Here is a 24,046-nt window from a genome sequence, read left to right on the forward strand (position 1 = left end):
AATCATTTAAGCTGTTAATTTTGTTTTTTGCGATAAACGAAAACCGACAACCATTGAAAAACTACGATACTCCCAATGCTCCAAGCAAAAGCCGTCCATAAATCATCAGGTACTTTTCCAGCACTCATGAGTGAACGGAGTCCATTGATAATAGGGGTTATCGGCTGATAATCAGCAAACCCTTGTAAAGCATGCGGCAGCGTTTCTGTAGGTACAAAGCCGGAACTGATAAATAAAAGCCCCATCAGCAAATAAGAGAAGACGCTAGCTGTTTCATTGCTTTTAGCAATGAGCCCAAAAAATACAGCAATCCATGACATAGCTAAGGTTACAAGTACTAAAAGCCCTAGTGCCAATAACCACTCGCCAATATCCGCTTTTGGTCGAAAACCAATCAAGACCCCACTGAATAAAACAAGAGCAACGGACAATAAATTAAACAGCATACTTGTGACAACATGACTGTTCAAAATAGCAGATTTAGCAATCGGCATAGAGTGGAATCGTTCAAAAATCCCAGTAGTCACATCATTATTCAAACGAAAAGCTGTATAAGCCACACCGCTCATGACTGTCATTAGCAAGATGGCTGGGAGAATGAACCCTTTATAGCTAGCCACAGATATGGTCATTGCTCCTCCTAATATATAAACAAACGCCAGCATGATCATGATTGGCATCACTACGACCGTAATAATCGTATCAGCGCTTCGCGTCATATGCTTCATCATTCTTCCTGTTAGTGTCATCGTGTCTTGGATCACGTTCATTTTTCTTCCTCCTTCGTCTGATTGATGATTGAGAAAAAGACATCATCTAATGTTGGTTGTTTTTGTGCAAATTCCAGAACTTCAATCTTGTTTTGCTGAAGTAAAGTAAGAATCTCTGTTACTTTTTGAACATCGTTGTCAGTCGGGATCGATAAAGACAATAATGCTTCGTTCTTTTCTCCGCCTACCAGTCGATATGCGGCTTGGAATGTTTCTTCTTCTGCAAAAGTCAGTTCGATCGTTCCTTGCGGTAAATATTTTTTGACCTCAGCTACACTTCCTTGAAGTGCAATCTTCCCTTGATCCAAAATAGCGATTTGATCCGCCAATTGATCTGCTTCTTCTAAATATTGTGTCGTCAAAAAGACAGTCACACCGGCTTTTCTCAAATTCCTGATCGTTTCCCATAAAGAAGCTCTTGCTTGTGGGTCCAGACCTGTTGTCGGCTCATCTAAAAACAAAACGGTCGGATCCCCCAACAAACTCATCGCTAAGTCCAGTTTTCTTCTCATCCCTCCGGAATACGTATGCACTGGGCGATCAGCTGCTTCATGTAAATCAAACGTGTGTAATAATTCATCAATCCGCTGCTTATGATCCTTCAAGTGGCGAAGCTTTCCAATAAGCACTAAATTTTCTCTACCAGTCAGCACATCATCTACTGCAGTAAATTGCCCCGTCAAACTAATCCGTTCACGGACTTGGGTTCCTTGTTTTGCCACATCGAAATGAGCAATACGGATCTGTCCTTTATCCGGTGTAAGCAAAGTAGCTAACATCTTGAGGATCGTTGTTTTCCCCGCACCATTTGTACCTAGCAAAGCAAAAATGCTGCCTTCGTCAACTGTAAAACTCACACCATCTATTACTTTTTTTCCTGAGAAAGACTTGTATAAATCTGTCACAGTAATCATCTTTTCCATTGTTTTCCCTCTTTTCTCCCTATCTACTTAGTAACACGAAGTATATGAATATAGTATTACTAAGTAGCAGAACTGTCAACTACTTTGTTTTACTAAATAGTAAAACAAACAGAAGGGTGACAATGGTCATCACGCTTCTGTTTGTTTATGTTTACTTTTTGAATAAACTGTGTTGTTGAACTCCCTTTATATTTAATCTTTGTTCAAGCTGTTCTTCGCGATGTTAAGTCAGCAGACTGATTCACTGTTTTTGGCCGCCAGATACATTTCTACAAAGAAACAGTGATTCTGCTTTGAAAAATCGATTTTTAGTTCTGCATTTTCGTAAGCATCCAACATTTTTTTCGCACTGTATAGACCTAACCCGCCGTTTTTTTTAGAGGTTCTTCCTCTTTGGACCATTTCCGCTAGCGTCAAATTCGTCGGATTTGCCTTGTTCGCTATACTAAAACGTAATCCCTCTTTTTCTTCCAGCAGATTGATCGTAATCGGACTCTGATCGGCTACACGATGATCGAATGCGTTAGAAATAAAAATAGATAAACAGCGAATAAAAACAACCAAGTCAATCGGGATTGTTTTCACTTCGGCAGGAATAACTACTTGGATCGGGATTTTCTCCGATTCTGCTTTTTCTAGAAACTCTAAAAAGACGCCCCTAACAACTGGCGATAAAATCTTTGTCAGCTGTTGCTTTTGCGGTTCTTCCAAAATAGCTGCAGAATAGTTTTCTAAGATTTCTAAAAATTTCAATGTTTCTTTTTTGTTTTCCTGAATAGTGCTTTTTAATGAAAACAACAAACTCTTATAATCATGTTTGAATTCTTCAAGATGATGGTAATATTCTTCGTTTATTTGATACAGTTGAAGTGATTCCTGATGCTGTCTTTCTTTTACTTGAAAGCTAATCAACATAATAGAAAAAAGCAACGAAAAAAAACTGATCACAATCGATAAAAGAGACAAAAGCAGATAATCAGAGGAACGAAAATGAACACTTCCCAATACCAAGAAAATCACGATCCAACTTAATAAAATACACATACAGCCAAAATAATGCTCGGTTGGATAAGTAAAAAGCAAGTTGAGAAATTTCGTCCGTTTGTCTATACTTTTTACTAATAGGTAGAAAAGATATGCGACGAGCAGTGCAAGAATACTTGCTGTTCCGAGGTGTACTCTTCCTAAATAATTTACCAAGTCAAAAACCAGAAAAAAGCTGAACCCAGTGATAGCAAAAAAAAGATTACTGATCAAACAGCTGATAAATAGGTTTTTCGTAGTAGAATAAAAGAGAAGCATTAATAATAAGCCAACTAAATAAGGAAAACTTACTTTAGGAATAGGAAGAAAAATTATCAGCGCCATTAAAGCTAAACAACCAAAGCTGATTTTTACTAGCAGCTGTTTCGAAAAGAATAAATAAATACCTAAATCTAAAATCAAAGTAAAGGTCAAATAAAGTGTCACTGTTGCGAACATCTTATTCCTCCATTGTTTTGTTTCATCATGTACACATATTTTTTTGATAGGAGCCTGCATATGAAAAAGTATTTTATCATAGAAGATAACCAGTTTCACAGCGAATGGATCATCAAAGAATTGGTCAATCATCATATCGAGAATATCGTGCAGCTCACTTCCATCTCCCAAATCAATCAGTTGATCCAGTTGGGCACTATTGATAATCACGATGTTTTCTTTATCGATATCGACTTGAAGCAATCACTCACAGGTATTGATGTTGCCGAACAAATACGTAAAAAAAATGCTCATAGCAATATCATTTTTTTCACCGCCTATACGAACTTTGCAGTAGATATCATCAACCGGAAAATCCTTCCGATTGGATATATCAGAAAAGACAGGAATTTATCTGAACAAATTCATCAAGTGCTAGAACAAATCAATTGGAAAGAACAGCAGATTGTAAATGTCGATAAAATCTTCATTGATCAAAAAGGCGGGAGTCTCGTCCTATATCCTCGGGAAATTTTATATATTGAAAGTATCAAAGGATTGAAAAATCAAGTTATGGTCAAAACAACGACAGAAGATAAACTAGTAAGTACTTCATTAAAACAGTTGAAGATAGAGTTAGAAAAATACACTTACTTTTTACTTTTAAAATCCTACTGTATCAACTTATCACAATTGCAGAAAATCGATTCTGCTCATTATGTGTTAGAATTTTTCAACGGTGATTCCTTACTCGTTGGTCGGAAAATCTTTGAAAAGACAAAGGAGCGTTTCCATGATTTCCAGCAAACTGCTTCGAGCTGATGAATGAGAGCTGCGAAGTAAGCAGAGCAGATTTCAGGGAGTGGAGCCAACTAAAGGCCCACTCCCTGAAATCGTTGATATGATTTTACGCTTCCTCTTCTGTAGGCGCATCTGTTAACGACCATGTAAATGTTGAAACGTAGTTGTCTACGGCATAATTGGATACAGGAACAAATAATTCCACTGATTGTCTCCCTTGTTCCGCATTTTCCCCTAGTGAATAAATCCATGTGCCAATCCCTTCATTTGCCCCTGCAGTTACTAGATCTACTGCCTGATCTGCTGGGATCTCGATTCCTTCAGCGCCAGTTCCAGAAATGGTAGATGGCGTTCCACTGCTATTAGTTGCGCTATTTCGAATCACAGCATTTTTGAATTTCACCTTTGAACCAGTTAGTTTATTCGTATCAGATGTTGTTCCAATAAATTCTGTTCGTTTGACTGATAGTTTCCAACCGGCATAATTTCCGCTTTTATCCGTTACTTGTACGAAATTCTGTACTTGTGTTGGTGCCCCAGTACTGTCCGTTCCGCTTTGTAATGCAGCATATACTGTTTTTGCTGTGCCTAACTTGATTGTTCCGAAATCAAGATCTGGGGCTTGGTCAATCGTCAGTAATCCGGATGTTCCCTGATTTGGTTCATCAGGTGTAAATGGCGTATCGGGATCATTTGGATCAACGGGAGGAACCGGAACGACGTCTTCAGGATTTGCGGCATCTGGTTTTGTTACAGAAATCGTTCCTTCTGTAGTGGCTGAGCTCTTATTCTCAGCAAAAACACTTTGTGTACATAATAATAGACTTCCAGCTAGAACGGTACTTAATGCAATTGTTTTTTTCATTTCTTTTTCCTTCTTTCTTTTAAAATAAATAATCCAGCAAATAAGCCAATAAGAATGACTCCAACAAGTATCAGCCATCGCCAGTCAAATGTTTCTGGCTGATTTTTTAAATCAATATCCTTTTCATTCAATTGGTCCGCTGCATCATCAGTTATTTCAAAATCAGTATGAAGATTCCAGCGTTTTTCTTTCCAAGCACCCTTCACAACCGCTTGATAATGTCCCGGAGCTAATTTTTTTCCTTCTAATGGGACAAGTAAATCAAAATTTGTATTGGGTGCTACATCTATTTTTTCTTTTTTTATTGAAAGGTAAGGTTCTTTTGAGTCTTTTTTGTAGATTTCAACCGATGTAGTCAAGCTGAACATATATGAAGCATTTGGATTTTGAAGATTCACCTTAATCACATTTCTTCCATCGCTTTGATCCGCATAAGCTTTTTTTAATTTCAAATCTGGGGAAGACTCTTTTTCGCTATTTCGAATCAAGATCGCTTTCACTTGAGAAAACTGATTGACGACACCAACTGTACTTTTGTTAGAAACGTTCTCTTTTTTTTCTTGAAACGTGATCCCTCCTGCGACCACACCAGCCAGCTCTTTTTCTGGAGCTTTCAATGAAAGTGTCTCAGTGACCGCACTTTGAGGAGGAACAGTTATTTCTCCCACTGTTTTTGCTAAGTTTTTCATATCATAACTTAATGTTTCATCTAATTTACTTTTTGATTCTCCATATTCGATCACACCGTTTGAATTCGTCGTAGCAGAGTGGATCAATGTCTCAACTGTTACTGGTTTATCTGTTCGGTTAAAGACCGTGTAGGGGATTTCCTGTGTTTTTCCAGGCTCCATCCTTACATTTATATATGTTTTGTTCTTATCGATCTGATTAGCCGGCAATTCAAAATCTACCGCAAAATTGAATTCGGAGGCATGGACAGGTGTCTGCCAAAGGATGAATCCAAGGAGAAGGATCAGAAGTAAAGAGCAGTTGTTTCGATGACTTTTATTCCATATTCGATTCATCAATCATCCTCCTTGATCTTTATTCTGTCGGCGCATCTGCTAATGTCCATGTCATCTCTGCTGAGTAATTACCAGCTATCTGATTTTCTTTGGTTAAGACAAGTTTAAACGCCCGACCGTTATTTAAATATTCTGAATAATCTGCTTGCGCATTCGTAGAATTTTGTCCTTCGACAATTTCCAGTTCTTCTTCATTCACTAATTGATACTCCTCGCCTTTCTTGAAATAAAGGACATCCTGCATAGAAAATCCTGAATCGTTTGTAAAGGGCTGAGATAGTTTTATTGTTAAGATCCATGGACTTTTTGTTTCTCGTTGGTCATAAATCCATAATTTTTCCTGCGCATCCATTTGGCCAAATGCTTCTTGCGTCAACCCAGTTGCTTTGATCTGTCCAAAATCGAGTTTGGAAGGGGCAAGAAATGAGAGACCACCTTCTACTACGATCTTCGCAGCAGGCGCAAAAGGCGGAGCATCATGATAGACAACTGGCGTATCACTTGGATTGTGATTCCCGATTTCATCGTTGGTACTTGGCTTGTTCTGCACACCCTTAGCAGCAGCTTCTCCTGCTTGGTCGTTTAATACGATTTCTAATACGTCTCCTGCAAAAAGCTGATTTTCTGGGATAGAAAGAACAAATTTACCTGTATCATCAATAGTGGTTTCTGACAAAACAGCTTGATTTTTTTTCAATGAAACCAAGGATCCTGCTTCGCCTGTACCTGTGATTGAGCGAGAAGCTGCATTGATCAATGTGGTACTTAATTTAGCAGGCTCAGGAGGAATGACATCGACTGTCGTTTTGGCAGAGTCCAGTTCTGTCACTTCTTGGCCGCCTCTTACTTTTTTAGCAGCAACAACTTGCACTTTATCCCCCGTTTTTAATCTCTCATCATTGGGTACTTGAACTTCGAACAAGCCGCCTTGTTCGCCTTCTCCCCATGGGTTATATCCTGCCCCTTCATTTTCATCTGTTTGTCCTTGCGTGAGAGCAGTAATTTCTACAGGTGATTTCGTCGTATCTGCGTAAGTAATACGTAAAGTCACTTCTACTTCGCCTGTCCAAGCATCTCTTGGCTTTGCCTCGACACCTTCGGGAACAACGACATGCCCATAGATTTTTTTATCTGCATTCGTTGGCACTCTTAAGGATTCAATCATCGGGAGCTGATTATTGGCACTGATTCGATTATAATTTTTCATTCCGACACCTGTCTGAGCAAATTCATTTGTTAAACCTGCACTAGGGCTTGATACGAAATTGCCTAAGTCGGTCCCATTGATCGATAAGTCTGTCATATCAGAAAAATAATCCGGGTCTTTTTCAAAGTTATCGAATGTTGCGCCTGTTTTTCGCCATAAAGCGATTTCTGAATGGGCGATCTTTAAAGAAGAATCTCCATTTCCTTGGAATACCCAGCCGCCTATGCCATTGGTCTCGCTTCCAATCCGTTTGTTTTGGAAATCAAAATAGGTAGGAGATTCTAAGTCCACATTCAACACATCCCCACTGATGATGCCGGTCTTATCTTCCCCTGTTTTCCCGACCATGACTAAATAAGTTTTTTCACCTGCCGTAAAATTTAAATCAATATCTCCAGTTGTATCTACAGTTGCTCCGGAATCTGCGCGTATATCGATATTTGATTTTTCTCCAGTGACTGTAAAATCAGCTGAACCTGGACTTTCTAGAAAACCAGAAGCGTCATAAAATTGGATCGCTTGATTTCCTTGATTGAGTCTGTTCACGTAAGATTTGCCATCCCCTGCATTTCTTACCCTCAATGAGCCTCCATTGGTTACTGTCAGCTTTTGCGTACCGTTCTCAAAACGAACTGCGCTGGAACGCCCACTCTGCTTATCGATGTCGATAACTGATCCGGCTCCTTCTACGATCAAAGAAAGGCCTTTTCCTACAAAACGCATCCCATTGTTCCCGGGTTGATCGTCATCTCCAGCCATTTTGACCGAGATTTGACCACCACTTGATACATGGATTTGACTAGAATCTCCTTGCAAACGAAATCCGCCAGTAGTTGCTGTATTGATTGTGATTTTTCCACCATTCGATACAGCGACTTTCGATCCTGAACCCCTCATTTGGATGATTCCGCGATTGTTGTCGTTGGTAATATTGATCTTTGTATTTACCGAAAATTCGCTTCCCGAACCACTGACTTCAAACGTGACATTACCAGGTAGCGTATCGACTGCCTCTCCTTCATCGCTGACTCCATCTGCCCGATCATAATCAAGAGAGACCTTTGAACCGCTTAAGATATGGATTCCTGGCGCTGTTTTTCCACTACCAGTCTCATCTCCTGAATCTAGAAAACCGTAGAATTTCCCTAGATATGGTCCATAAAGTTGACTACCATTGATCACATTCAATTGATAGCTTCTACAAAAATAGGCTTTACCCGGAGCGGCATTCAGTCCTTCTTTCATTGGTTGGACATCCAACACACCGGAAACACCATCTAATGTGACAGTTGCACGAGGAGCGTAAATCAGTCCTAATTTGGAACCATCATACAAATCAAGTGTCCCGGTAAATTTTATTTCTCCCGTAAAATGATATCTGCTTCCCCAAAAATCGGTCATATAAGCAATGATAATGGCATTTCCATCGATATTTGGTAACAATCCACCTGGATGTGCAGCTGTTCCTTTAAAATTCTGGAACTCGATCGACTGAGGTATCTCATTGATATAAATATGGTGTGTGCCGAAATTGTGAGCGAATCCACCAAAATCAATAACGATATCTCGTTTGATCTCTAATTCCCTGTCTAAAGTCAAAGGCTGAGTCAGTCGGATCTTAGTTACTGATTCGTCTGCGAGAAGCTGTGCCAGTTCTTCTGTTGTGGCAGCTTCGCTGTACCCATCCGCTGAAACAGCTCTTACCTGTACCGCTTCACTGCTATCAGACGTTTGTTCAGCTACTTCTGAGGTCTCACTTGTCTTATTTTCTTCTTGCCTTTTATTAGTAGGAACCTCACTTTGGGACTCTGTAGTTTCAGAAGTAATCGATTCTTCTGAAAAAGTAGTCTTGTCAAAACTTTGATTCTCTGATTGCGTTGATTCGTTTGTTTTCTCTACATCGGCAAAAACGGATGTCACCATCAAGAGAGGGAAGACAAACAAAATCGACGCAATCAGCTTTTTTACATATTGATTCATTCTCCACCATCCTCTCTGACGTTTTGACAATTTTATTTTATCGTTTTAATCTATTTCCAATTGTACTTTCATATTTAAAATATGTATTTTTATGGAAAAATTTTTCTATTAGGTGTAAATTTCTTTTTTGTACAAAAAAAAGGCTGTGACAAAAGTCTTGTCACAGTCCCTTATCCCGAACAAGCGGTGTTCTCCCGCCAACTCCTCGGTCACACAACCTCCATTTTAACAATAAACTTGTAAATGTGAGGGCAATACTTTGATATTTACAGGTAATTTGTCCCCTTCATCACCATCAACATTCGTCGTCAATTCTTCCTCATCAGCTAATGACACAACTAATTGCTCACAAGTAAGGTAGGCTAGATTTTTCGTTGATTCATCTACTCCTTTTAATAGGTCTGGCAATGTTTTAAGCGTATCGATCAAAGAAGAATCTTTTAGATAAACTAAATGGAGCTTACCATCATCCACTTTTGCATTTGGAAGCAATGTCTCAAATCCGCCAACTGAGTTAGTTAGTCCTATCAGTAGGGTACTACTCTCAATCTCTTCCTTCTTTCCATCAACTTCTACGTGAAACGAGTAGGATTGTGTGGAAGCTAACTGTTTGATTCCTGACATGAAATAAGCTAGTTTTCCGAATTTCGTCTTCTTCTCCGCATCTACATCATTGATTGCTTCAGGAATAGAGCCAATTGCAACGACATTCATAAAATAGTCATCATTTATTTTTCCAATATCCAATGGTTTGACTGATTCAATCGAAAAATGATTGATCGCTTCCTCAGGCTCTAGCGGTATCCCTAATGCTCGAGCCAAGTCATTCACCGTACCTAATGGGAAAAAGCCGAAATTTGGCCGATGTTCTTGTTCAGCGATTCCACTGATTCCTTCGTTGACTGTTCCGTCTCCGCCCATGACAAATACACTATGATACCCTTCCACAGCCGCCTCGCGAGTAAAGTTTTTTGCATCCCCTGCTTTTTTTGTATGCAAGACGACCACTTCATCAAACACCGATTCCAATTTTGCTATCGCTAATTGCTCAAATTCCTTTGCTTGTTCCCCCCCTGAACTGGGGTTTACCACTAATAAAACTTTTTTCATCACTTTCTTTCCCTTCTCATTGATTTCTTTAATATAACGATAGCATAAAGAAAAAAATTAGGCTGTGATGAAGTATCGCTTTAATGTTTCTTATGATTAGTTTCTACGCTTGATAAGTACATATCCACTAGTGACTACTGCCAACAGACCAATAATTGTGAGTATAACAGAGCTCTTCTTATTTTCATTAGTTTTAGGCAATTGCTTATCAGGATCGTTAGACGAGTCTTGAGATGCAATAATTATTTGCTTATCTGTTGTGCTTGGTTCTGTCATACTTGGCTCTGTCGTACTTGGCTCTGTCGTACTTGACTCTGTCGTACTTGGCTCTGTCGTACTTGGCTCTGCCGTACTTGGCTCTGTCGTACTTGGCTCTGTCGTACTTGGCTCTGTCGTACTTGGCTCTGTCGTACTTGGCTCTGTCGTACTTGGCTCTGTTTCTTCTAATGTATTGATAATCGTGAAACTGTTTCTATCACTTATCACCTCATACGTGAATCCATCCGGCACGTCTATCTCATCTACACTATAAATAAAATTCTCACCGTTATTATTGTAAAGAGGCAAACTAGAGGAAATACCTGCAATGGGTACCTGATAGACTGAAGTTGCATAATCCTCTTCTTTAGATAACATCAGTGGGTCTGAGGTGATCCAGCTTTCATTATTGGTAACAGTTTGTCGTTTGATGACATATTGGATAGAAGTTGGTATATGATTAGTTTCTATATTCTTCCACTGTTTCTTGATATTCAATTTTACAGTAGGTGCCTTGATTGATGGTATAGGAAAATCGAGAAGTTCTCCATTGTTCAAAGGATCAAGAGTCGTCCGTCCATTACACAAATACCATGTTTCACCTTTGAAGGCTTCTGCTTCCGTAGCTAATCGTATTTGATACGTAAAAGTGATTTTTTCATTTTTTCCCAATGTAAGATGATTTAGTTTGATGATCTGCCCGTTCTCAGTCACTTCAGTCTTCCCTAGAACAGTTTCATCCGCTTGCCATTCTCCGTTTTCTTCTTTACTCCAACCTTGCAGCTGATAATATGAAGGACCAAATGCCCCAGTTCCCTGCAGCAAGATATCTTTCCCCATTGGATCAGTAACTGTACCATTAACAATTGTTTTATCCATTCCATTCGCAATTTCCTTCAATGCATTTCCAAGGCCAGTCAGATTCTCATCAATCGATAAATAATTATTTGGGGAAGAAGCTAGATTTCTGCCTATATATTCGCCTCGCGATGAAGGAGCTGTTGCTACAGAATAACATTTGATTCCTGCATTTTTTATCGAAATGATTGTTCCTAATGTCGCATCATTGATAAGAGAACTGCTTACAGAAACCGCATTTGGATCTGTCGAACTACCGCTTGTTTGATATTTTTCTGAGTCCGTTTGGAATTCTGTGACATATTGATCCGTGTGGTACCCGTTATAATCCACAATTTCTCCTGAATTATGAAATACTTGTGCAGTTTCTTTAGGGAGATAACTTCGATTAGCACTGTCATCTCCGATATGCACCAACATTTTTTCTGCTTCTGGTCTACTCTTTTCTTCTAAAAGTGATTGGCCTTCCAGCAATCCTTTTTGCATGAATGTTCCCGTATGACTTTCAGCTGTATTTCTCAAAAAATACTCCAGTTGATTGATATCTGTCAAAAAATCATCTGTTGAATAAACAAAGCGATTATATGCCACGATTCCAATACGGATGTTCCCACTTTCTAAGGAATCATCAAGTTCTTCACCAAATTCTTGTAAGCCTTTTAGTGCGTTTGATAATTTTTCGCCCGTCATCGAAGAAGAATAGTCAATGACCATTACTAGGTCAATTGGTTTTTTTAATTGATTTCCCTTGATAGCTAATGTTACATCGAATAATCCTTGTATTCCTTCTGCCTTTTTTACAGATTTTTTTACAAATGCGCTGTTTTCATAATTTATATAATCTTCTTCATCAAAATTTGCTTCAGGTGCATTCCCATAGTCATAGTTATACGTATCGCCTTCTTTTACCCCATTTGTCAAAAATTCCCCTTCTGCGTTGTTTTGATAATGAAAAGCATTTGTTTCGGCAAATGTGTCTCCCCCAAAAAACACTGCAACTAAACTAAACACTATCATCAACATGCTAGCCAGGTTCGTTTTAGTTATTCTATTACACATCTTTATTCAATCTCCTCCCTTTTATTCACTATTAGAAGTCAGTATAGAGGATTTCTAGTACTTTAACAGACAATAAATCGTACAATTAAAGTACAAAATGGTACAAAACATATGCTATGATTTACAATAATAGAATATATGTAGCGAGGAGTCTAAATAATGGAGGTATTTCATTCTTTTTTTGGCAATGAAACAAAGAAAGAACTAGAACTGTTAAAGCTTTTATACAAGAACAAACGATTCATGGGAACAGAAGAAATCAGTGAATGTCTAAAAATGGATCGACGCTCAGTCTATAAATATTATGATTTGTTGTTGAACAAACCCTATATGACAAAGAAAGAACATATGGCAGTTTTATCAGTTAAGCATGGACAAGGCTATAAATTCAATGGCTCGAAAAAAGACTATAAGATCCTATCAAGACAAGTCCTTCAATCGAATCCTTTTTTTGAATTGCTTGAGACTCTCTTACTTGATAATGAGATCATCATCGCAAAATTCGCCTATGATAATTTTGTTTCTGAATCAAGTGTTCGGAAAAGAATGCATGAGTTAGCATCTCTGCTTGAACCCATGGATTTTTCCTTGAAGAAATCAAAAGGTACCGTTCACTTAATCGGTAAAGAGATGCGTATACGCTTCTTTATGGTGGCTTTTTTTTGGCGGGTCTTTTCTGGCTTGCATTGGCCTTTTACGGGTATATCTCAAAGAAAATGTGAAAAGATCGTCACGGAAATCTACCATGAATGTCAGATTCCTGTTAACACAATCGAATTAAAACTTTCCTGTTATGTATTGGCTGTGACGATTCTAAGAACACGCAAAGGCTTGAAGATCGATGAGGAAATGCATTCTGTCGTTGAACGATTCCCTTTTGTCAAACAGCCAGTATCACCATCAGATATGAAGAATATGCAATCTATAAAAAATATATTAGCGGAAAAATTAAGTACCCATTACCATTTAGATAGATCAAATATCGAATTTATTTTTTTATGGCTGTATTCACGTGCTGATTTCCATCAAAAAAACATAAATACTGACTGTTTGGCTGATATTGATACTCATAGAAGTGATAGCACTCTAATAGAAAAAATCATGTTACTTTATCCGCAATTAATAAAAAAAGCCGATACTGGATTGGTTGATGAAGAAAAGAAAAGAATGATTTTTGTGACATTATATACAGGTATCCTCTCTGTAGAAATGTTTGGAAAAATGGACTATTCCTTAACTGGTTATAATCTAAAAGAATATTTATCTCTCAAATTCACCGGTTTGTTACAACAATCGGAAGAATTAGTGAAGAGAAACAAGATTTATTCGAAAGAACCAGATAAACAAGAAGGATTATCCTTACATGTAGCGGTTGCTTGGTCTATGGTCGCCAGACCTATCAGTTTCTCAAACAAAATAAAAATAAAAGTTGAAACCGACTTACCTTTTACGATTGAGCAAGGGATCATTGAACGAATCCAGACTACTTTCCAAAGCTATTATCCAATTGAGGTCAGCCATTCCCTGAAAGAAGAGAATTATGATTTTTGTTTGAGTACCACGCCAATCACAGAATTAGAAGGATCTACCGAAACTTTATTGATCAACGCACAAGTTACTTTATCAGATTTACTGGCTATACAGAAAAAACTAGATACACTTATCCCATCATAAAAGTTGTTTTGCTTACAAAAATTCAATTCATACTATCGATTCACTCAAAAAATCCTGACCCACTCATCTAAACTTTGCTAGGTGGGTCAGAATTCTTAAAACGATAAAACATAAAAACAACCAAAATGAGAACACTCAATACAGCAAAATAAGAACGAAAAGGTAATATTATTTGATAGACACCTAACAAACTGAAAATTTTAGGTGGCAGATAAAAGCACAAAAATAGCAGGAGAATGTAATAGCGTCTCTTCCAATTTTTGTTGTCAGACCTCATAGCGATAAGAGGAATACCACATGCATAACTGAAAAACTCTTTATGTATCGTTAACGTTTCATGGCCTTGAATAATAAATGCTACAATCCCTGCTATAATCAGGGTGCCTAACATCAAAACGGAAAATCGATGAATATATTTTATATACAAATGATCCATTGTACTTCCTGCCTTTTTATTTGTGAGAAAAACAAATCCTTATACGTGAATAACTTCTAGAAATAAAAGAAATTTGCAAAATCACTCCATTTATCTACTTCTACGTACATTTTTTGACATCGTTTTCTTTATTTAATATTATACAGGGAAATATCTAGGGTGGCTATCTTGGATTCCAACTAAAACAAAGAATTGTTTAAATAAAAAGAACTAAATCAAGTAGTAATGAAACTACTGTTGATTTAGCTCTAATAAAAAGATTTAGATGAACGGTTTTATTGGTTTAAATAGTTCATACTTTTTTATTTATTCTGCTTATTTACTACTTGCTGTACTGGAATCTGAAGTGAATGTACTCAAAACATTTTCAAAGTCTTTGTCTTTAATTTTTACATTAGCGTCTTTCAATACTTCGCCAATCACTTTATTCTGGAAGGTACTGTCACTTAATTTTGTGTCTGTCGCGATTTCTTTCAATTCTTTTTTGTATTTATCCATGTCGTTGCCTTTGTTTTGGTTTTTCACCATTTTGACCACGTAGTATTCTGTCGCGTAAGTTGAGGTATTAGTAGAAGTGATCACATCAGAAACTTGACCGTCTTTCAACTTGAAAGCTGCTTCTTTGACTTCTGTTGGAACCGTTGTAGTAGTGGAATCAAATTTTACTTTTCCGCCATCTTCTTTTGTCGTAGTATCAGTTGACTTGTCTTTAGCTAATTTAGAGAAATCGTCTCCCTTATCAGCAGCTTTCTTCACATCTTTTGCATCGTTTTCACTTGCTACTTGGATGATTTGAGCTTCTACTTCTGGATGGAAAGTTTTCCAAGCCGTTTTTAGATCTTCATCAGTCAATTTGATATGCTTCTTTAGACCTTCTTGGAAGGCTAAGCTTTGTTTGATACTGTCTTTGAATGTTTCTTCAGTGTAACCTGCAGTTTTCAATTGTGAATCAAATGAATCACCCAATTGTTTCTTTGTTTGATCATATTGGGAATCGACTTCTTTAGTTGATACGTCATCTCCGTATTTGTCTTCAAATACTTGATAAACGATCAACTGTTGCACAGTGGAATCTGCTCCTTGCATTTTTTTCAAGCTATCCATTACTTCTTGTTCGCTGATTGTGCCGCCTTTATAACTAACGGCTGTTTTTTCACCAGCATTCGTACAGCCTGACAATAAACCAGCGCCTAGTACGATGGCAAGTGCTAAAAATCTTTTCTTCATTTATTTGTTCTCCTACTTTCGTTTTTTGCGAATTGCTAAAAACAAAGGTGCTCAAGATGAGAAACATCTAGAACACCTCTACTAATCTGCTTGATACGGCCTGAATAGATAGAAGTCTATACCATCCAGAAAGTTCGCTCAGCAGAATAAATGTCAAGTAGCATATCACACCTTAATATACTACTTCTTTTGTTATCGTTTTTCAAGTCTATCTTGCGTTACGCTTTTAACGTAACTAATTCTTAGAACAAATGTTATCAATTTTATTTTTCTTCTTCCACTGTTGGGATATTCAAATCAGACACTTTTATGTCCGATTTTTCAGACATTTTTTTGTTGTTTTTATTATGATATATTTTTATACAACTAAAAATGAATATATTAAAACTACCAAAAATAACTTTTAACGCTGTTTCATTGTATGTTTTTTCTATTTTATATAAACTTTTGGATACTTAATACCAACCGGTTGGATTGTACCAACATGAGAATGTGTCAGTTCTATTTCCTGTCGCACTTGCATAAGCCCATACTCCTTTTGTTGCATTTGCTGATCGAATAGAGTTTCCAACTTTCGCTTTTGCACCGTGACGATTATAGACACGACTATAGTGGTTAGAATGACCAGTTTTTCTCGTCCAAGTTGTATCACTATAATAAACCCATCTTCCAGAGCTATGATTAATTGCTGTTCTAGAAATTTCCCGGTCTACTGGTAAATTTGACTTAATAATATTACCTTTAGCATCAAAATGAATCTCTCCTGGCTTTAAAGATTTGTAATAGATTTCACCGTGAACTGAATTTGCTTCCACTTCAGATGACATAACGTTTCCTCCAACAAAACCTATCCCTAGTGCACAAATAATAACTGCTTTTTTCATAAAACGACATCCTTTCCTTTTTGATTTCTAAAGCATGATCTTCTTGTTTCCTATTTTGGTCAGATATGGATCATGCGTGACCACAATAACTAACACACCTTGTGAAGCTTGTTGCGATAAGATTTCAACGACTTGCTCCTTATTTCGTTTATCTAATGATCCAGTTGGTTCATCGGCTAAAATGATTTTGCTATTCTTCAATAAGACTCTCGCACAGGCGATTCTTTGCTTCTCACCACCAGATAATGTGTAGATAGGCGTACTTAGCTTCTTGTTTATATTTACTTTTTTCAATGCCTCATATTTTGCTATTCGTTTATCCGAAGCATTTAAATTCGAAAACTTCAATCCAATATCTAAATTAAAATCAATCGTTTCATATTCAATCAACCCAAAATCTTGAAAAAGAAAAGATATGGTATTTCTTTTTATCAAGCGCTTCTCTCTTCCAGTTAATTGTTTCGTCTCTTGATCGAACAAATAGAATTGTCCTGAACTGAACCGATCATTCAATCCTAATATATTCAATAACGTACTTTTACCTGCTCCACTTTCTCCAACAACAGTCACAAGATCTCCAGCATCCGCAGTAAAATGATCCAAATGAAGAATCGTTTTGTTTCGAATGATTTTTTTCGCACCTTTTATCACTATCAACGGCTCCAATTGTTAACCTCCATTCATCAACAATAATTGACTTTTCTTTTCTGTAGACGAAATAAAAACAACTGACAGAATAAAATCAATGAAACTAAAGAAAATAATATTAAAAAGATATTTAGGCTCTCTTTCTATAAGAAAAAGGAAGATTACACTTGTCATTCCCCATTTGATGAGGTTCATCATGAAGAAATCTTTATACGTTTCAAAGAGCGAATAACCACTTGAACGAAAGATAGCGATTTTCCGACAATTGTAGACAAAATATATGCATAACATGACATAGCTCAACAAGAAGAAAGAAAAGAAAGTGAGTAAAAATATCTGTATCAAGTAATGAAATGATCTGCTTAACACTTTGACAGCTATCTCTTCAGTCTGAGTATACGGAAATGATAACTGCAAGTTATCACGTAACTGACTTTCTTCAATCAGCTCAAATAACCTTTCTTTCGACAAAGAGCCTATCTTGATCTTTAACGGCGGATAGATTTCTCCGCTGAGAATATTCCTTTCCCAATACGTACTGTTTTTCAATGTCAGTATTTCAACAACCGGATAATGTTCGATCCATGGGATAGAAGGAATAAATGTATAAATGGGTTGACTGTTTTTTATAAATAGAATTTTTGGTTCTTTTTCACTGATTTCTTGATAATATTCTGTTATTTGCGCTAGGTCATTTTTTAAATCTGTATATCTATATCGTTCAGGGATCAATATAACAGGGTGTGTTTCTTCTTCGGTTATTTGGATCAACCTTCCAGAGACATCAACCAAAGGAAATTTCTTAAGATAATTTAGATTTATTTTTATCCCTCTGCCAAACTGTTCGTTTTCTTCATTCAAGTAATCTGATACATTGACTAATATACTTCCGTTTTTATTCAAAGTTTCATATAATTCCTGATCTGCTGCTGATGCAAAACGATTGGAATAAATAAAATCCACATGGTTTTTCCCGATGGTTACTGGATAAAACACATGATAGTCTTCATCAGCGATCTCTTTTGGCGGTTCATGGGAAACAGCTAACTGTGAAGAAGAAAAAACGATAGTTGCTAATTCGACATTGGCAACGGTCAAAAGAAGAGAAAACAACAATCCAAATGTAAAAAGAATGTATTGGATATAGTTGAACGCTTCTCTTAACGAAGCGATTTTTTCAACTAATAAAAGAGAAATCAAAGAGATACCATATATTCCGCTGAACAAGAAAACGTACATCTGGAACAAATAAAGAAATTGCTCCTTATAATACATAAAAATAAAACCACCAATAATTCCTGCAATTATGAATGTAGTAATGATTTTCTTTTTCCCAAATAAACACCACAATACTTGATGTAATGAAAAGCCATTATTCAACAATAAACTGATTTCTTTATTCATCAATAAGAAAAAGGATGGTAACAAAAGGAATAAAAGAATCAACCCAATAGTTAAATACACTCGATAATTATATACGTCTGTACTTGAAATAACCGAATACGAATAGCTATTTTCAAAGTCTTCAAAAACATCAGTCGCATAACCAGTGTGAAATGCTTGATTGAATCGTTCCACAAATAGTGAAATGAACCGTTCATAGTCTTCTTTTTCTCTCGTCATCAAGAAAAATTCACCTTCAAAATCTTTTATTTTGATTGATTCTTCAATGGACATTACGTGAAAGGTGGTATTAGAATAGGGTACCTTCTCGTGAGAAGATTTGACATTCCCTTGATAATACAATGTCATTTCAAGCTTTGGCTGTATCTTGAAGTTCCAAGATGTATCTACTTCATTGGATTCGTTTACGGTTTTTTTCATATAAGAAAGTTCAGTTTCTGATGATACATTTTCAAATACCATGATTAGCTGCTCATATTCTTTTCGCTCAATAAAATGTTGTGGCAATCGAATCGGAGTATAAGCATCCGTTTGGTGGAAAAATTTATTTGTCCGATAGAGTACCTGTTTATTTATACTAACCAAAGCAAAACCAATCATGATACCGATCACTATGATTGTGAGTAAAACTGTGAACTTTTTTTTGATTATCACCACTCTCCCTTACTTAAATGATTCTTCGATAAAATCATACCGTTTTTCATCAAAAAAACGTATCTATCAAGTGTATAGGTCATGTAGAATAAATCTATATACTGTAGAATCGAAAGGAGAAGAAGATGAACATCGGAGAAAAAATACGAACTTACCGCAGAAATTGTAACCTTACGCAAAAAGAACTAGGCGAAAAAATCGGTGTTTCCGATAAAACAATCTCTAGTTGGGAAAATTCTCGTACAATGCCAGATCTTGAAATGCTGTCACTTTTACATCAGACTTTAGGTCTGCCGATTGATTTTCCTTCTATTGAGCCAACTGCCGAATCAATAGAACCGACATTGCCGGATGAACCTCTTGTTATCAAGAAATCTTATTCATCAAAACAACCCTTCTCACTCAAAAAGACACTATCTTTCTTTCTGCTCGTCTTTTGTTTGGTCTATCTTTTTCTTATCAATTATCAATACAAAAATGAAACGATTGATCGATTCAACCCTTTTTTGAAACCACAAATCGGCTATACCACACTCCCTGTAGGATACGTAGACAATTCCATCGAACATTGGGTATGTAATGATATCTTTGGTCATGGTACATGGCTGTCTTTTCACGCTGGAGAGGTAGAAAAAGGTAAGAATCATGCTGTAATCAAACACAAAGGAAAACACGTCATGAACGTTCGCCTGCTCTCTTGGGAAGCCATTCCCTCAGATTACCAAGAGATCCTCAGCCAAGACTATGACGACGCCGGAAAAAGAACCCCTCAGGAGCCAGATAGGCATTAAGTAGGAGAGGAACATAAAGATAGAAAAAATCAATGCACATGATCTTATCAAAAAATAGGGTCACGAGTTAATTGGAGAAACCTTGAGATGAAAGTCGTTAAATAAATAAACATCTCTGCCTAATCGAAAAATTTGATTAGGCAGAGATGTTTATTCTGGAGAAGCACTGCTCTCACAACCTCCTTAACCGATCCGAGACGCTTTGAACATTGTCTAATGCCGCATCTACCCATTGGCCTTTGGCGGCAGCAGAAACATTGTTTTTATAGGTATCACTGGCATTCTTCAGTTTAGTTGCTCCTTGGCTTTTTCTTTCTCGTGTGAGGGATTTTCTAGTTTGGGATGTAGCTTTGCTGGGACTTGCTACAAGTAAACGGATGAGTTGTTTTTCCAGATTCTTTCGTTGCTGGATTAATTCATTATTTGCTCCTTCAAGTAAAGCATCTACACCACTCATGATCCAATCGAATTCAAACATAGGATTCTCCCTCTCTTTTTGATTTTCTGTATTCTTCTTCATACTGACGGATCTTTTTGTTATATATAGATTGATTTTCATGTAGTCGTTCTTCCAGATTCCGTTGGGTTGCTCGTGTTCGTTGCCGTGATTCTTCACTTGCTTGTTCTAAGAGACGATAGACTGCCCTTTTATTTTCGGGAGGGTTGGTCTCATAATGTTTAGCGGTGGCATTGATTTGCACAGAGATATTTTCTAAATAGCGTTGAAATTTTCTTTGCTCATTCGACAGATAATCCAGATGATTTTCTAATGCTACACGATTTTTACGATAAATTTCTTCGGTTTCTTCTATTTTCCTTCTGATTTCTTGTTCCATTTATTCACCTCTAAAATAAGTAATGGCTGAGCTCATGATCAGAATCTACTTGCCTATTGATCGTTTGTTCAATGTTTCTTAATAGCCTTTCAAGCTCTTCTTCTGATTTTCTAAGCGTTGCTACTGTTCGTTCATATTCATTTACTGGGTCTATCCGTATACTCCGTTCCGTTACTCCCCAAGAATCAAGTGCTTCCAGTTCTTCATAATGTGTCAAACTTGCTCCCCAATAGCGGGCGTCTAATTTTGTCGTTTGCCATAATTCATTGGCATTTCTGATTTCTGTTTGGAACCATTTCTTTAATTCACTAATTTCTATCTCCACTGTTTTTTTGTACCCACTAGTAATCGCTTTGGCTTGTGATGCATCCAAAAATATTTTTTGAGCAGAAGATAGACTGCCTTTTGCTAGAAAGTGTCTCTTCACGTTTTCGATGCCGGCAAGACGCTGCTGGGTTTCCAACCCGATCACATCAGGTTCTCCTTTCGTATCAAGCAAGACATTCCCGAATTGGTCATACTGATATCCACCCCACATGTGCTGGTCGACCCACCCGACTTTTTTAGACAACACTGGGCGCATTCGGCCGATCATCGGCTTGTCTTTGCTATAGCCGATTGGTACCAAGTCTTTCTCATCGACATAATTATGCAGTTTTCCTGACCTCGTCAGAAGATCAGCGGTCACGCGCTGACTTGGCGTCAATACCGTATAAATATTGGGTCCTTGGAAAAAATATCCTCCACTAAGACGCCTGCTTTCCTCCAATGACAAATCAGCGACAGCATATTGTCCATTCATGGAGCCTAAAGAATGACCATAGACGAAAAACTGGGCATTAGGATACTGGCGCATCGCTTCCTTCAAGGTCTCCGCAGACGATCTTAACTGCGGGGGCGGTGCGCCTTGTTCAGCCGCGAGGATCTTACGTGCCATATCCACATTGTTGACGACCCAGTCTTGCCACACATCGCCAGTTTGTTCCTTGACTTTATCTAAGCCTGTCGAACCGCGATAAAGCACCGTTACTTCTTTAACCGCCAATCTTTCCGGCAATGGCGCAACCGGGGAAACGAAGTGGTCCGTATGGGTGATGACAAAAGACTGTTCGCCGGAGAGGTTGTTGATGACTTGGGAGACGTAGCCGATTGTCTTTTTATCATTTTTAATTATTATTTTTACTGGATCAGATTCTTTATAATCTTTATATTCTTGTTCTGCTATCGTTACTCTAACCTGATCTGAATAATTACTTGACATATTTATCCCCCTCTAATAATTTTTCTAAATCAGATGAATTGCCGCCACCTCCGTCTTTTAAATCGCCACTCTCGTTCTTTTTCAAGGTAAAAAACACATAAAGATTTTCTTTTCTATTAGCTAATATAGTTACATTTATCCCGCCCATCGGATTGTGTTCTATACTGTCGTAATCGATTTCATAAGATTGAATCACTCCTTCTGGGGTCAATGCTTTAGGGTCCAAGTTCTTCAAACCTTCTTCAACTACCTGTTTTGCCTCTTCGCTTTTCACGACTTCGATCATTTCTTTTTGTAACTTTTCTGCTTTATTTTGCTTGTCTATCACTAATTTTCCTCCTATTCCTAAAAGTATGAGTAATCCGATCAGTGGGACCAACCACCATTTTTTCTTTTTCATTTAGGCTCCTTTTTTAGTTTTATTTATCTCACCAGTCTTTCCGGCAATGGCACAACTGGGGAAACGAAGCGGTCCGTATGGGTGATGACAAAAGACTGTTCGCCAGAGGGGTTGTTGATGACTTGGGAGACGTATCCGATTGATATGTTTCCTTTGTCTATATCTATTTTATTTTTTATTTTTAAATTATCGTACTCTTTATTAGCTAACTCGACTTTTTGTTTATCATTCATCATGATCTTCCTCCAGTAGCTCAGCTAATTTTCCAGAGTAATTAATTCCGCCAGCCTCCAGTTTTCCATTGTTTTTATTAAGGGTATATTCTATGGTTAATTCTTCATCGTTATTAATTATTAGAACTACGTTAATTCCGCCCATTGGATTATGCCTCATAGTAGTATAATCAATTTTATAAGTTTGGATTAATCCACCAGAGGTGAATGCTCTTGAATCTAAATTTTTACATACCTCCTGAAACTCCTGTTTCGCCTCTTCGCTTTTTACGACTTCGATCATTTCTTTTTGTAACTTTTCTGCTTTATTTTGCTTGTCTATCACTAATTTTCCTCCTATTCCTAAAAGTATGAGTACGCCGATCAGTGGGACCAACCACCATTTTTTCTTTTTCATTTAGGCTCCTTTTTTAGTTTTATTTATCTCACCAATCTTTCCGGCAATGGCGCAACCGGGGAAACGAAGCGGTCCGTATGGGTGATGACAAAAGACTGTTCGCCAGAGAGGTTGTTGATGACTTGGGAGACGTAGCCTAAAAACGTTCCATCTTTAAGGCGTACCTCTTCTTTTACTTTCCAATTTTTATACTCTTTATTCGCAATTTCCACACGTTCCGCATCAGTATAATAAATTTGGCTCATTCTACTCTCTCCTTACGCAAATTAGTACCTAGCTTGCTCGAGTTTCCTGCAATTACATATTCACTAGAAAAAATTCCATTACTATTTTTATTCAGGTGAAAGTAAATATATAATTCTTTATCGTTATTCACAACTATCGTTCCATCTATCCCACCCATCGGATTATGTTCTATACTATCGTAATCGATTTCATAAGATTGGATCACTCCTTCTGGGGTCAATGCTTTGGGGTCTAAGTTCTTCAAACCTTCTTCAAATACCTGTTTTGCCTCCTCGCTTTTCACGATTTCGATCATTTCTTTTTGTAACTTTTCTGCTTTATTTTGCTTGTCTATCACTAGTTTTCCTCCTATTCCTAAAAGTATGAGTATGCCGATCAGTGGAATCAGCCATCGTTTTTTCTTTTTCATTTAGGCTCCTTTTTTAGTTAGCAAAATGATCCGGGATTTATAAATTCATCACAAAGCTTATAATTTTAATGGATTATTTATCTTCTCTATACAAAACTTCAGCTATATAAAAGCGCATTCATTTAAATGTTAACATAAAAGCCTTTATACAGGATTCCAAATTTTTACTATAAAAATAAAAAAAGTTTATAAAATAATAGTTAGACAATGAAAAAATATCATACTGTGG

At 37.2% G+C, this 24,046-nt stretch carries 24 protein-coding genes; 3 read left to right on the forward strand and 21 right to left on the reverse strand.

Annotated elements, in window-relative coordinates:
* Positions 1-14 precede the first annotated feature (14 nt).
* From RWU19_RS09060 to RWU19_RS09070, 3 genes are all read right to left on the reverse strand, one after another.
* Positions 15-770 carry an ABC transporter permease gene (locus tag RWU19_RS09060; protein ID WP_104764135.1) on the reverse strand — a complete coding sequence of 252 codons (756 nt, stop codon included), beginning with the start codon at positions 768-770 and terminating at the stop codon, positions 15-17.
* Positions 767-1,693 carry an ATP-binding cassette domain-containing protein gene (locus tag RWU19_RS09065; protein ID WP_123838140.1) on the reverse strand — a complete coding sequence of 309 codons (927 nt, stop codon included), beginning with the start codon at positions 1,691-1,693 and terminating at the stop codon, positions 767-769. Before RWU19_RS09065 ends, RWU19_RS09060 begins: the two co-directional genes overlap by 4 nt.
* A gap of 228 nt (positions 1,694-1,921) precedes the next feature.
* Complete coding sequence (locus RWU19_RS09070; protein WP_123838141.1) at positions 1,922-3,235, reverse strand: GHKL domain-containing protein; 1,314 nt, start codon at positions 3,233-3,235, stop codon at positions 1,922-1,924.
* Between RWU19_RS09070 and RWU19_RS09075 the strand changes: the two genes are divergently transcribed.
* On the forward strand, positions 3,236-3,976 hold the full coding sequence (locus RWU19_RS09075) for a LytR/AlgR family response regulator transcription factor (protein ID WP_070770438.1): 741 nt from the start codon (positions 3,236-3,238) through the stop codon (positions 3,974-3,976).
* Between the two features lie 85 nt (positions 3,977-4,061).
* Here RWU19_RS09075 and RWU19_RS09080 read toward each other — a convergent pair whose 3' ends face one another.
* The 5 genes from RWU19_RS09080 to RWU19_RS09100 all read right to left on the reverse strand — a co-directional run bounded on the left by RWU19_RS09080 (position 4,062) and on the right by RWU19_RS09100 (position 12,317).
* Complete coding sequence (locus RWU19_RS09080) at positions 4,062-4,820, reverse strand: WxL domain-containing protein (protein ID WP_123838142.1); 759 nt, start codon at positions 4,818-4,820, stop codon at positions 4,062-4,064.
* Positions 4,817-5,845, reverse strand: a complete 1,029-nt coding sequence (locus tag RWU19_RS09085) for a DUF916 and DUF3324 domain-containing protein (RefSeq protein WP_123838143.1) — start codon at positions 5,843-5,845, stop codon at positions 4,817-4,819. Before RWU19_RS09085 ends, RWU19_RS09080 begins: the two co-directional genes overlap by 4 nt.
* 19 nt (positions 5,846-5,864) lie before the next feature.
* Positions 5,865-9,032 (reverse strand): Ig-like domain-containing protein, encoded by a 3,168-nt coding sequence (locus tag RWU19_RS09090; RefSeq protein ID WP_123838144.1) that lies wholly within the window; start codon positions 9,030-9,032, stop codon positions 5,865-5,867.
* Positions 9,033-9,257: 225 nt separating this feature from the next.
* Entirely contained in the window at positions 9,258-10,142 is an 885-nt protein-coding gene (locus RWU19_RS09095; RefSeq protein ID WP_002340946.1) for a diacylglycerol/lipid kinase family protein, read from the reverse strand.
* 96 nt (positions 10,143-10,238) lie between these two features.
* Positions 10,239-12,317: a VWA domain-containing protein gene (locus tag RWU19_RS09100; RefSeq protein WP_316032191.1), complete on the reverse strand. Its 2,079-nt coding sequence runs from the start codon at positions 12,315-12,317 to the stop codon at positions 10,239-10,241.
* Positions 12,318-12,476: 159 nt separating this feature from the next.
* Between RWU19_RS09100 and RWU19_RS09105 the strand changes: the two genes are divergently transcribed.
* Positions 12,477-13,991 carry a helix-turn-helix domain-containing protein gene (locus RWU19_RS09105; RefSeq protein WP_123838146.1) on the forward strand — a complete coding sequence of 505 codons (1,515 nt, stop codon included), beginning with the start codon at positions 12,477-12,479 and terminating at the stop codon, positions 13,989-13,991.
* Between the two features lie 67 nt (positions 13,992-14,058).
* Here the strand turns inward: RWU19_RS09105 and RWU19_RS09110 are convergent, their stop codons facing one another.
* From RWU19_RS09110 to RWU19_RS09130, 5 genes are all read right to left on the reverse strand, one after another.
* The gene (locus RWU19_RS09110; protein WP_104764141.1) at positions 14,059-14,427 is read right to left on the reverse strand and encodes a hypothetical protein; all 369 of its coding nucleotides are present in this window, start codon (positions 14,425-14,427) and stop codon (positions 14,059-14,061) included.
* A gap of 315 nt (positions 14,428-14,742) precedes the next feature.
* Entirely contained in the window at positions 14,743-15,654 is a 912-nt protein-coding gene (locus tag RWU19_RS09115) for a peptidylprolyl isomerase (RefSeq protein WP_024634852.1), read from the reverse strand.
* Between the two features lie 455 nt (positions 15,655-16,109).
* The gene (locus RWU19_RS09120; protein WP_123838147.1) at positions 16,110-16,538 is read right to left on the reverse strand and encodes a hypothetical protein; all 429 of its coding nucleotides are present in this window, start codon (positions 16,536-16,538) and stop codon (positions 16,110-16,112) included.
* A 27-nt stretch (positions 16,539-16,565) separates the two neighbouring features.
* The gene (locus RWU19_RS09125) at positions 16,566-17,204 is read right to left on the reverse strand and encodes an ABC transporter ATP-binding protein (protein WP_123838148.1); all 639 of its coding nucleotides are present in this window, start codon (positions 17,202-17,204) and stop codon (positions 16,566-16,568) included.
* Between the two features lie 3 nt (positions 17,205-17,207).
* Positions 17,208-19,244 (reverse strand): DUF1430 domain-containing protein, encoded by a 2,037-nt coding sequence (locus tag RWU19_RS09130; protein ID WP_123853072.1) that lies wholly within the window; start codon positions 19,242-19,244, stop codon positions 17,208-17,210.
* A gap of 125 nt (positions 19,245-19,369) precedes the next feature.
* Between RWU19_RS09130 and RWU19_RS09135 the strand changes: the two genes are divergently transcribed.
* Positions 19,370-20,035, forward strand: coding sequence for a helix-turn-helix domain-containing protein (locus RWU19_RS09135; protein WP_123838149.1), 666 nt, complete (start codon positions 19,370-19,372; stop codon positions 20,033-20,035).
* A gap of 172 nt (positions 20,036-20,207) precedes the next feature.
* Here RWU19_RS09135 and RWU19_RS09140 read toward each other — a convergent pair whose 3' ends face one another.
* From RWU19_RS09140 to RWU19_RS09175, 8 genes are read right to left on the reverse strand one after another with little or no spacing between them, the layout of a single operon-like run.
* The gene (locus RWU19_RS09140) at positions 20,208-20,513 is read right to left on the reverse strand and encodes a hypothetical protein (protein WP_002312086.1); all 306 of its coding nucleotides are present in this window, start codon (positions 20,511-20,513) and stop codon (positions 20,208-20,210) included.
* Positions 20,506-20,871 (reverse strand): hypothetical protein, encoded by a 366-nt coding sequence (locus RWU19_RS09145; protein ID WP_010732001.1) that lies wholly within the window; start codon positions 20,869-20,871, stop codon positions 20,506-20,508. Before RWU19_RS09145 ends, RWU19_RS09140 begins: the two co-directional genes overlap by 8 nt.
* A gap of 10 nt (positions 20,872-20,881) precedes the next feature.
* Positions 20,882-22,132, reverse strand: a complete 1,251-nt coding sequence (locus tag RWU19_RS09150; RefSeq protein ID WP_123838150.1) for a hypothetical protein — start codon at positions 22,130-22,132, stop codon at positions 20,882-20,884.
* A complete protein-coding gene (locus tag RWU19_RS09155) occupies positions 22,122-22,532 on the reverse strand; it encodes a DUF1310 family protein (RefSeq protein WP_123853073.1) in 411 nt (136 codons plus the stop codon). Before RWU19_RS09155 ends, RWU19_RS09150 begins: the two co-directional genes overlap by 11 nt.
* A gap of 23 nt (positions 22,533-22,555) precedes the next feature.
* Positions 22,556-22,768 carry a hypothetical protein gene (locus RWU19_RS09160; RefSeq protein WP_260241477.1) on the reverse strand — a complete coding sequence of 71 codons (213 nt, stop codon included), beginning with the start codon at positions 22,766-22,768 and terminating at the stop codon, positions 22,556-22,558.
* Positions 22,758-23,162: a DUF1310 family protein gene (locus tag RWU19_RS09165; protein WP_123838153.1), complete on the reverse strand. Its 405-nt coding sequence runs from the start codon at positions 23,160-23,162 to the stop codon at positions 22,758-22,760. The genes RWU19_RS09160 and RWU19_RS09165 overlap by 11 nt, the downstream gene beginning before the upstream one ends.
* 23 nt (positions 23,163-23,185) lie before the next feature.
* Positions 23,186-23,407 carry a hypothetical protein gene (locus RWU19_RS09170; protein ID WP_123838154.1) on the reverse strand — a complete coding sequence of 74 codons (222 nt, stop codon included), beginning with the start codon at positions 23,405-23,407 and terminating at the stop codon, positions 23,186-23,188.
* Complete coding sequence (locus RWU19_RS09175; protein WP_123838155.1) at positions 23,404-23,817, reverse strand: DUF1310 family protein; 414 nt, start codon at positions 23,815-23,817, stop codon at positions 23,404-23,406. The genes RWU19_RS09170 and RWU19_RS09175 overlap by 4 nt, the downstream gene beginning before the upstream one ends.
* Between the last annotated feature and the right edge of the window lie 229 nt (positions 23,818-24,046).

The organism is Enterococcus sp. 2STP (assembly GCF_032465635.1).
Taxonomy (GTDB): domain Bacteria; phylum Bacillota; class Bacilli; order Lactobacillales; family Enterococcaceae; genus Enterococcus_B; species Enterococcus_B lactis.

What these genes read in the sequence shown, in the direction of transcription:
- RWU19_RS09060 (WP_104764135.1), bottom strand. Translation starts at nt 770, where the DNA reads ATGAACGTGATCCAAGACACGATGACACTAACAGGAAGAATGATGAAG.
- RWU19_RS09065 (WP_123838140.1), bottom strand. Translation starts at nt 1,693, where the DNA reads ATGGAAAAGATGATTACTGTGACAGATTTATACAAGTCTTTCTCAGGA.
- RWU19_RS09070 (WP_123838141.1), bottom strand. Translation starts at nt 3,235, where the DNA reads ATGCAGGCTCCTATCAAAAAAATATGTGTACATGATGAAACAAAACAA.
- RWU19_RS09075 (WP_070770438.1), top strand. Translation starts at nt 3,236, where the DNA reads ATGAAAAAGTATTTTATCATAGAAGATAACCAGTTTCACAGCGAATGG.
- RWU19_RS09080 (WP_123838142.1), bottom strand. Translation starts at nt 4,820, where the DNA reads ATGAAAAAAACAATTGCATTAAGTACCGTTCTAGCTGGAAGTCTATTA.
- RWU19_RS09085 (WP_123838143.1), bottom strand. Translation starts at nt 5,845, where the DNA reads ATGAATCGAATATGGAATAAAAGTCATCGAAACAACTGCTCTTTACTT.
- RWU19_RS09090 (WP_123838144.1), bottom strand. Translation starts at nt 9,032, where the DNA reads ATGAATCAATATGTAAAAAAGCTGATTGCGTCGATTTTGTTTGTCTTC.
- RWU19_RS09095 (WP_002340946.1), bottom strand. Translation starts at nt 10,142, where the DNA reads ATGAAAAAAGTTTTATTAGTGGTAAACCCCAGTTCAGGGGGGGAACAA.
- RWU19_RS09100 (WP_316032191.1), bottom strand. Translation starts at nt 12,317, where the DNA reads ATGTGTAATAGAATAACTAAAACGAACCTGGCTAGCATGTTGATGATA.
- RWU19_RS09105 (WP_123838146.1), top strand. Translation starts at nt 12,477, where the DNA reads ATGGAGGTATTTCATTCTTTTTTTGGCAATGAAACAAAGAAAGAACTA.
- RWU19_RS09110 (WP_104764141.1), bottom strand. Translation starts at nt 14,427, where the DNA reads ATGGATCATTTGTATATAAAATATATTCATCGATTTTCCGTTTTGATG.
- RWU19_RS09115 (WP_024634852.1), bottom strand. Translation starts at nt 15,654, where the DNA reads ATGAAGAAAAGATTTTTAGCACTTGCCATCGTACTAGGCGCTGGTTTA.
- RWU19_RS09120 (WP_123838147.1), bottom strand. Translation starts at nt 16,538, where the DNA reads ATGAAAAAAGCAGTTATTATTTGTGCACTAGGGATAGGTTTTGTTGGA.
- RWU19_RS09135 (WP_123838149.1), top strand. Translation starts at nt 19,370, where the DNA reads ATGAACATCGGAGAAAAAATACGAACTTACCGCAGAAATTGTAACCTT.
- RWU19_RS09140 (WP_002312086.1), bottom strand. Translation starts at nt 20,513, where the DNA reads ATGTTTGAATTCGATTGGATCATGAGTGGTGTAGATGCTTTACTTGAA.
- RWU19_RS09145 (WP_010732001.1), bottom strand. Translation starts at nt 20,871, where the DNA reads ATGGAACAAGAAATCAGAAGGAAAATAGAAGAAACCGAAGAAATTTAT.
- RWU19_RS09150 (WP_123838150.1), bottom strand. Translation starts at nt 22,132, where the DNA reads ATGTCAAGTAATTATTCAGATCAGGTTAGAGTAACGATAGCAGAACAA.
- RWU19_RS09155 (WP_123853073.1), bottom strand. Translation starts at nt 22,532, where the DNA reads ATGAAAAAGAAAAAATGGTGGTTGGTCCCACTGATCGGATTACTCATA.
- RWU19_RS09160 (WP_260241477.1), bottom strand. Translation starts at nt 22,768, where the DNA reads ATGATGAATGATAAACAAAAAGTCGAGTTAGCTAATAAAGAGTACGAT.
- RWU19_RS09165 (WP_123838153.1), bottom strand. Translation starts at nt 23,162, where the DNA reads ATGAAAAAGAAAAAATGGTGGTTGGTCCCACTGATCGGCGTACTCATA.
- RWU19_RS09170 (WP_123838154.1), bottom strand. Translation starts at nt 23,407, where the DNA reads ATGAGCCAAATTTATTATACTGATGCGGAACGTGTGGAAATTGCGAAT.
- RWU19_RS09175 (WP_123838155.1), bottom strand. Translation starts at nt 23,817, where the DNA reads ATGAAAAAGAAAAAACGATGGCTGATTCCACTGATCGGCATACTCATA.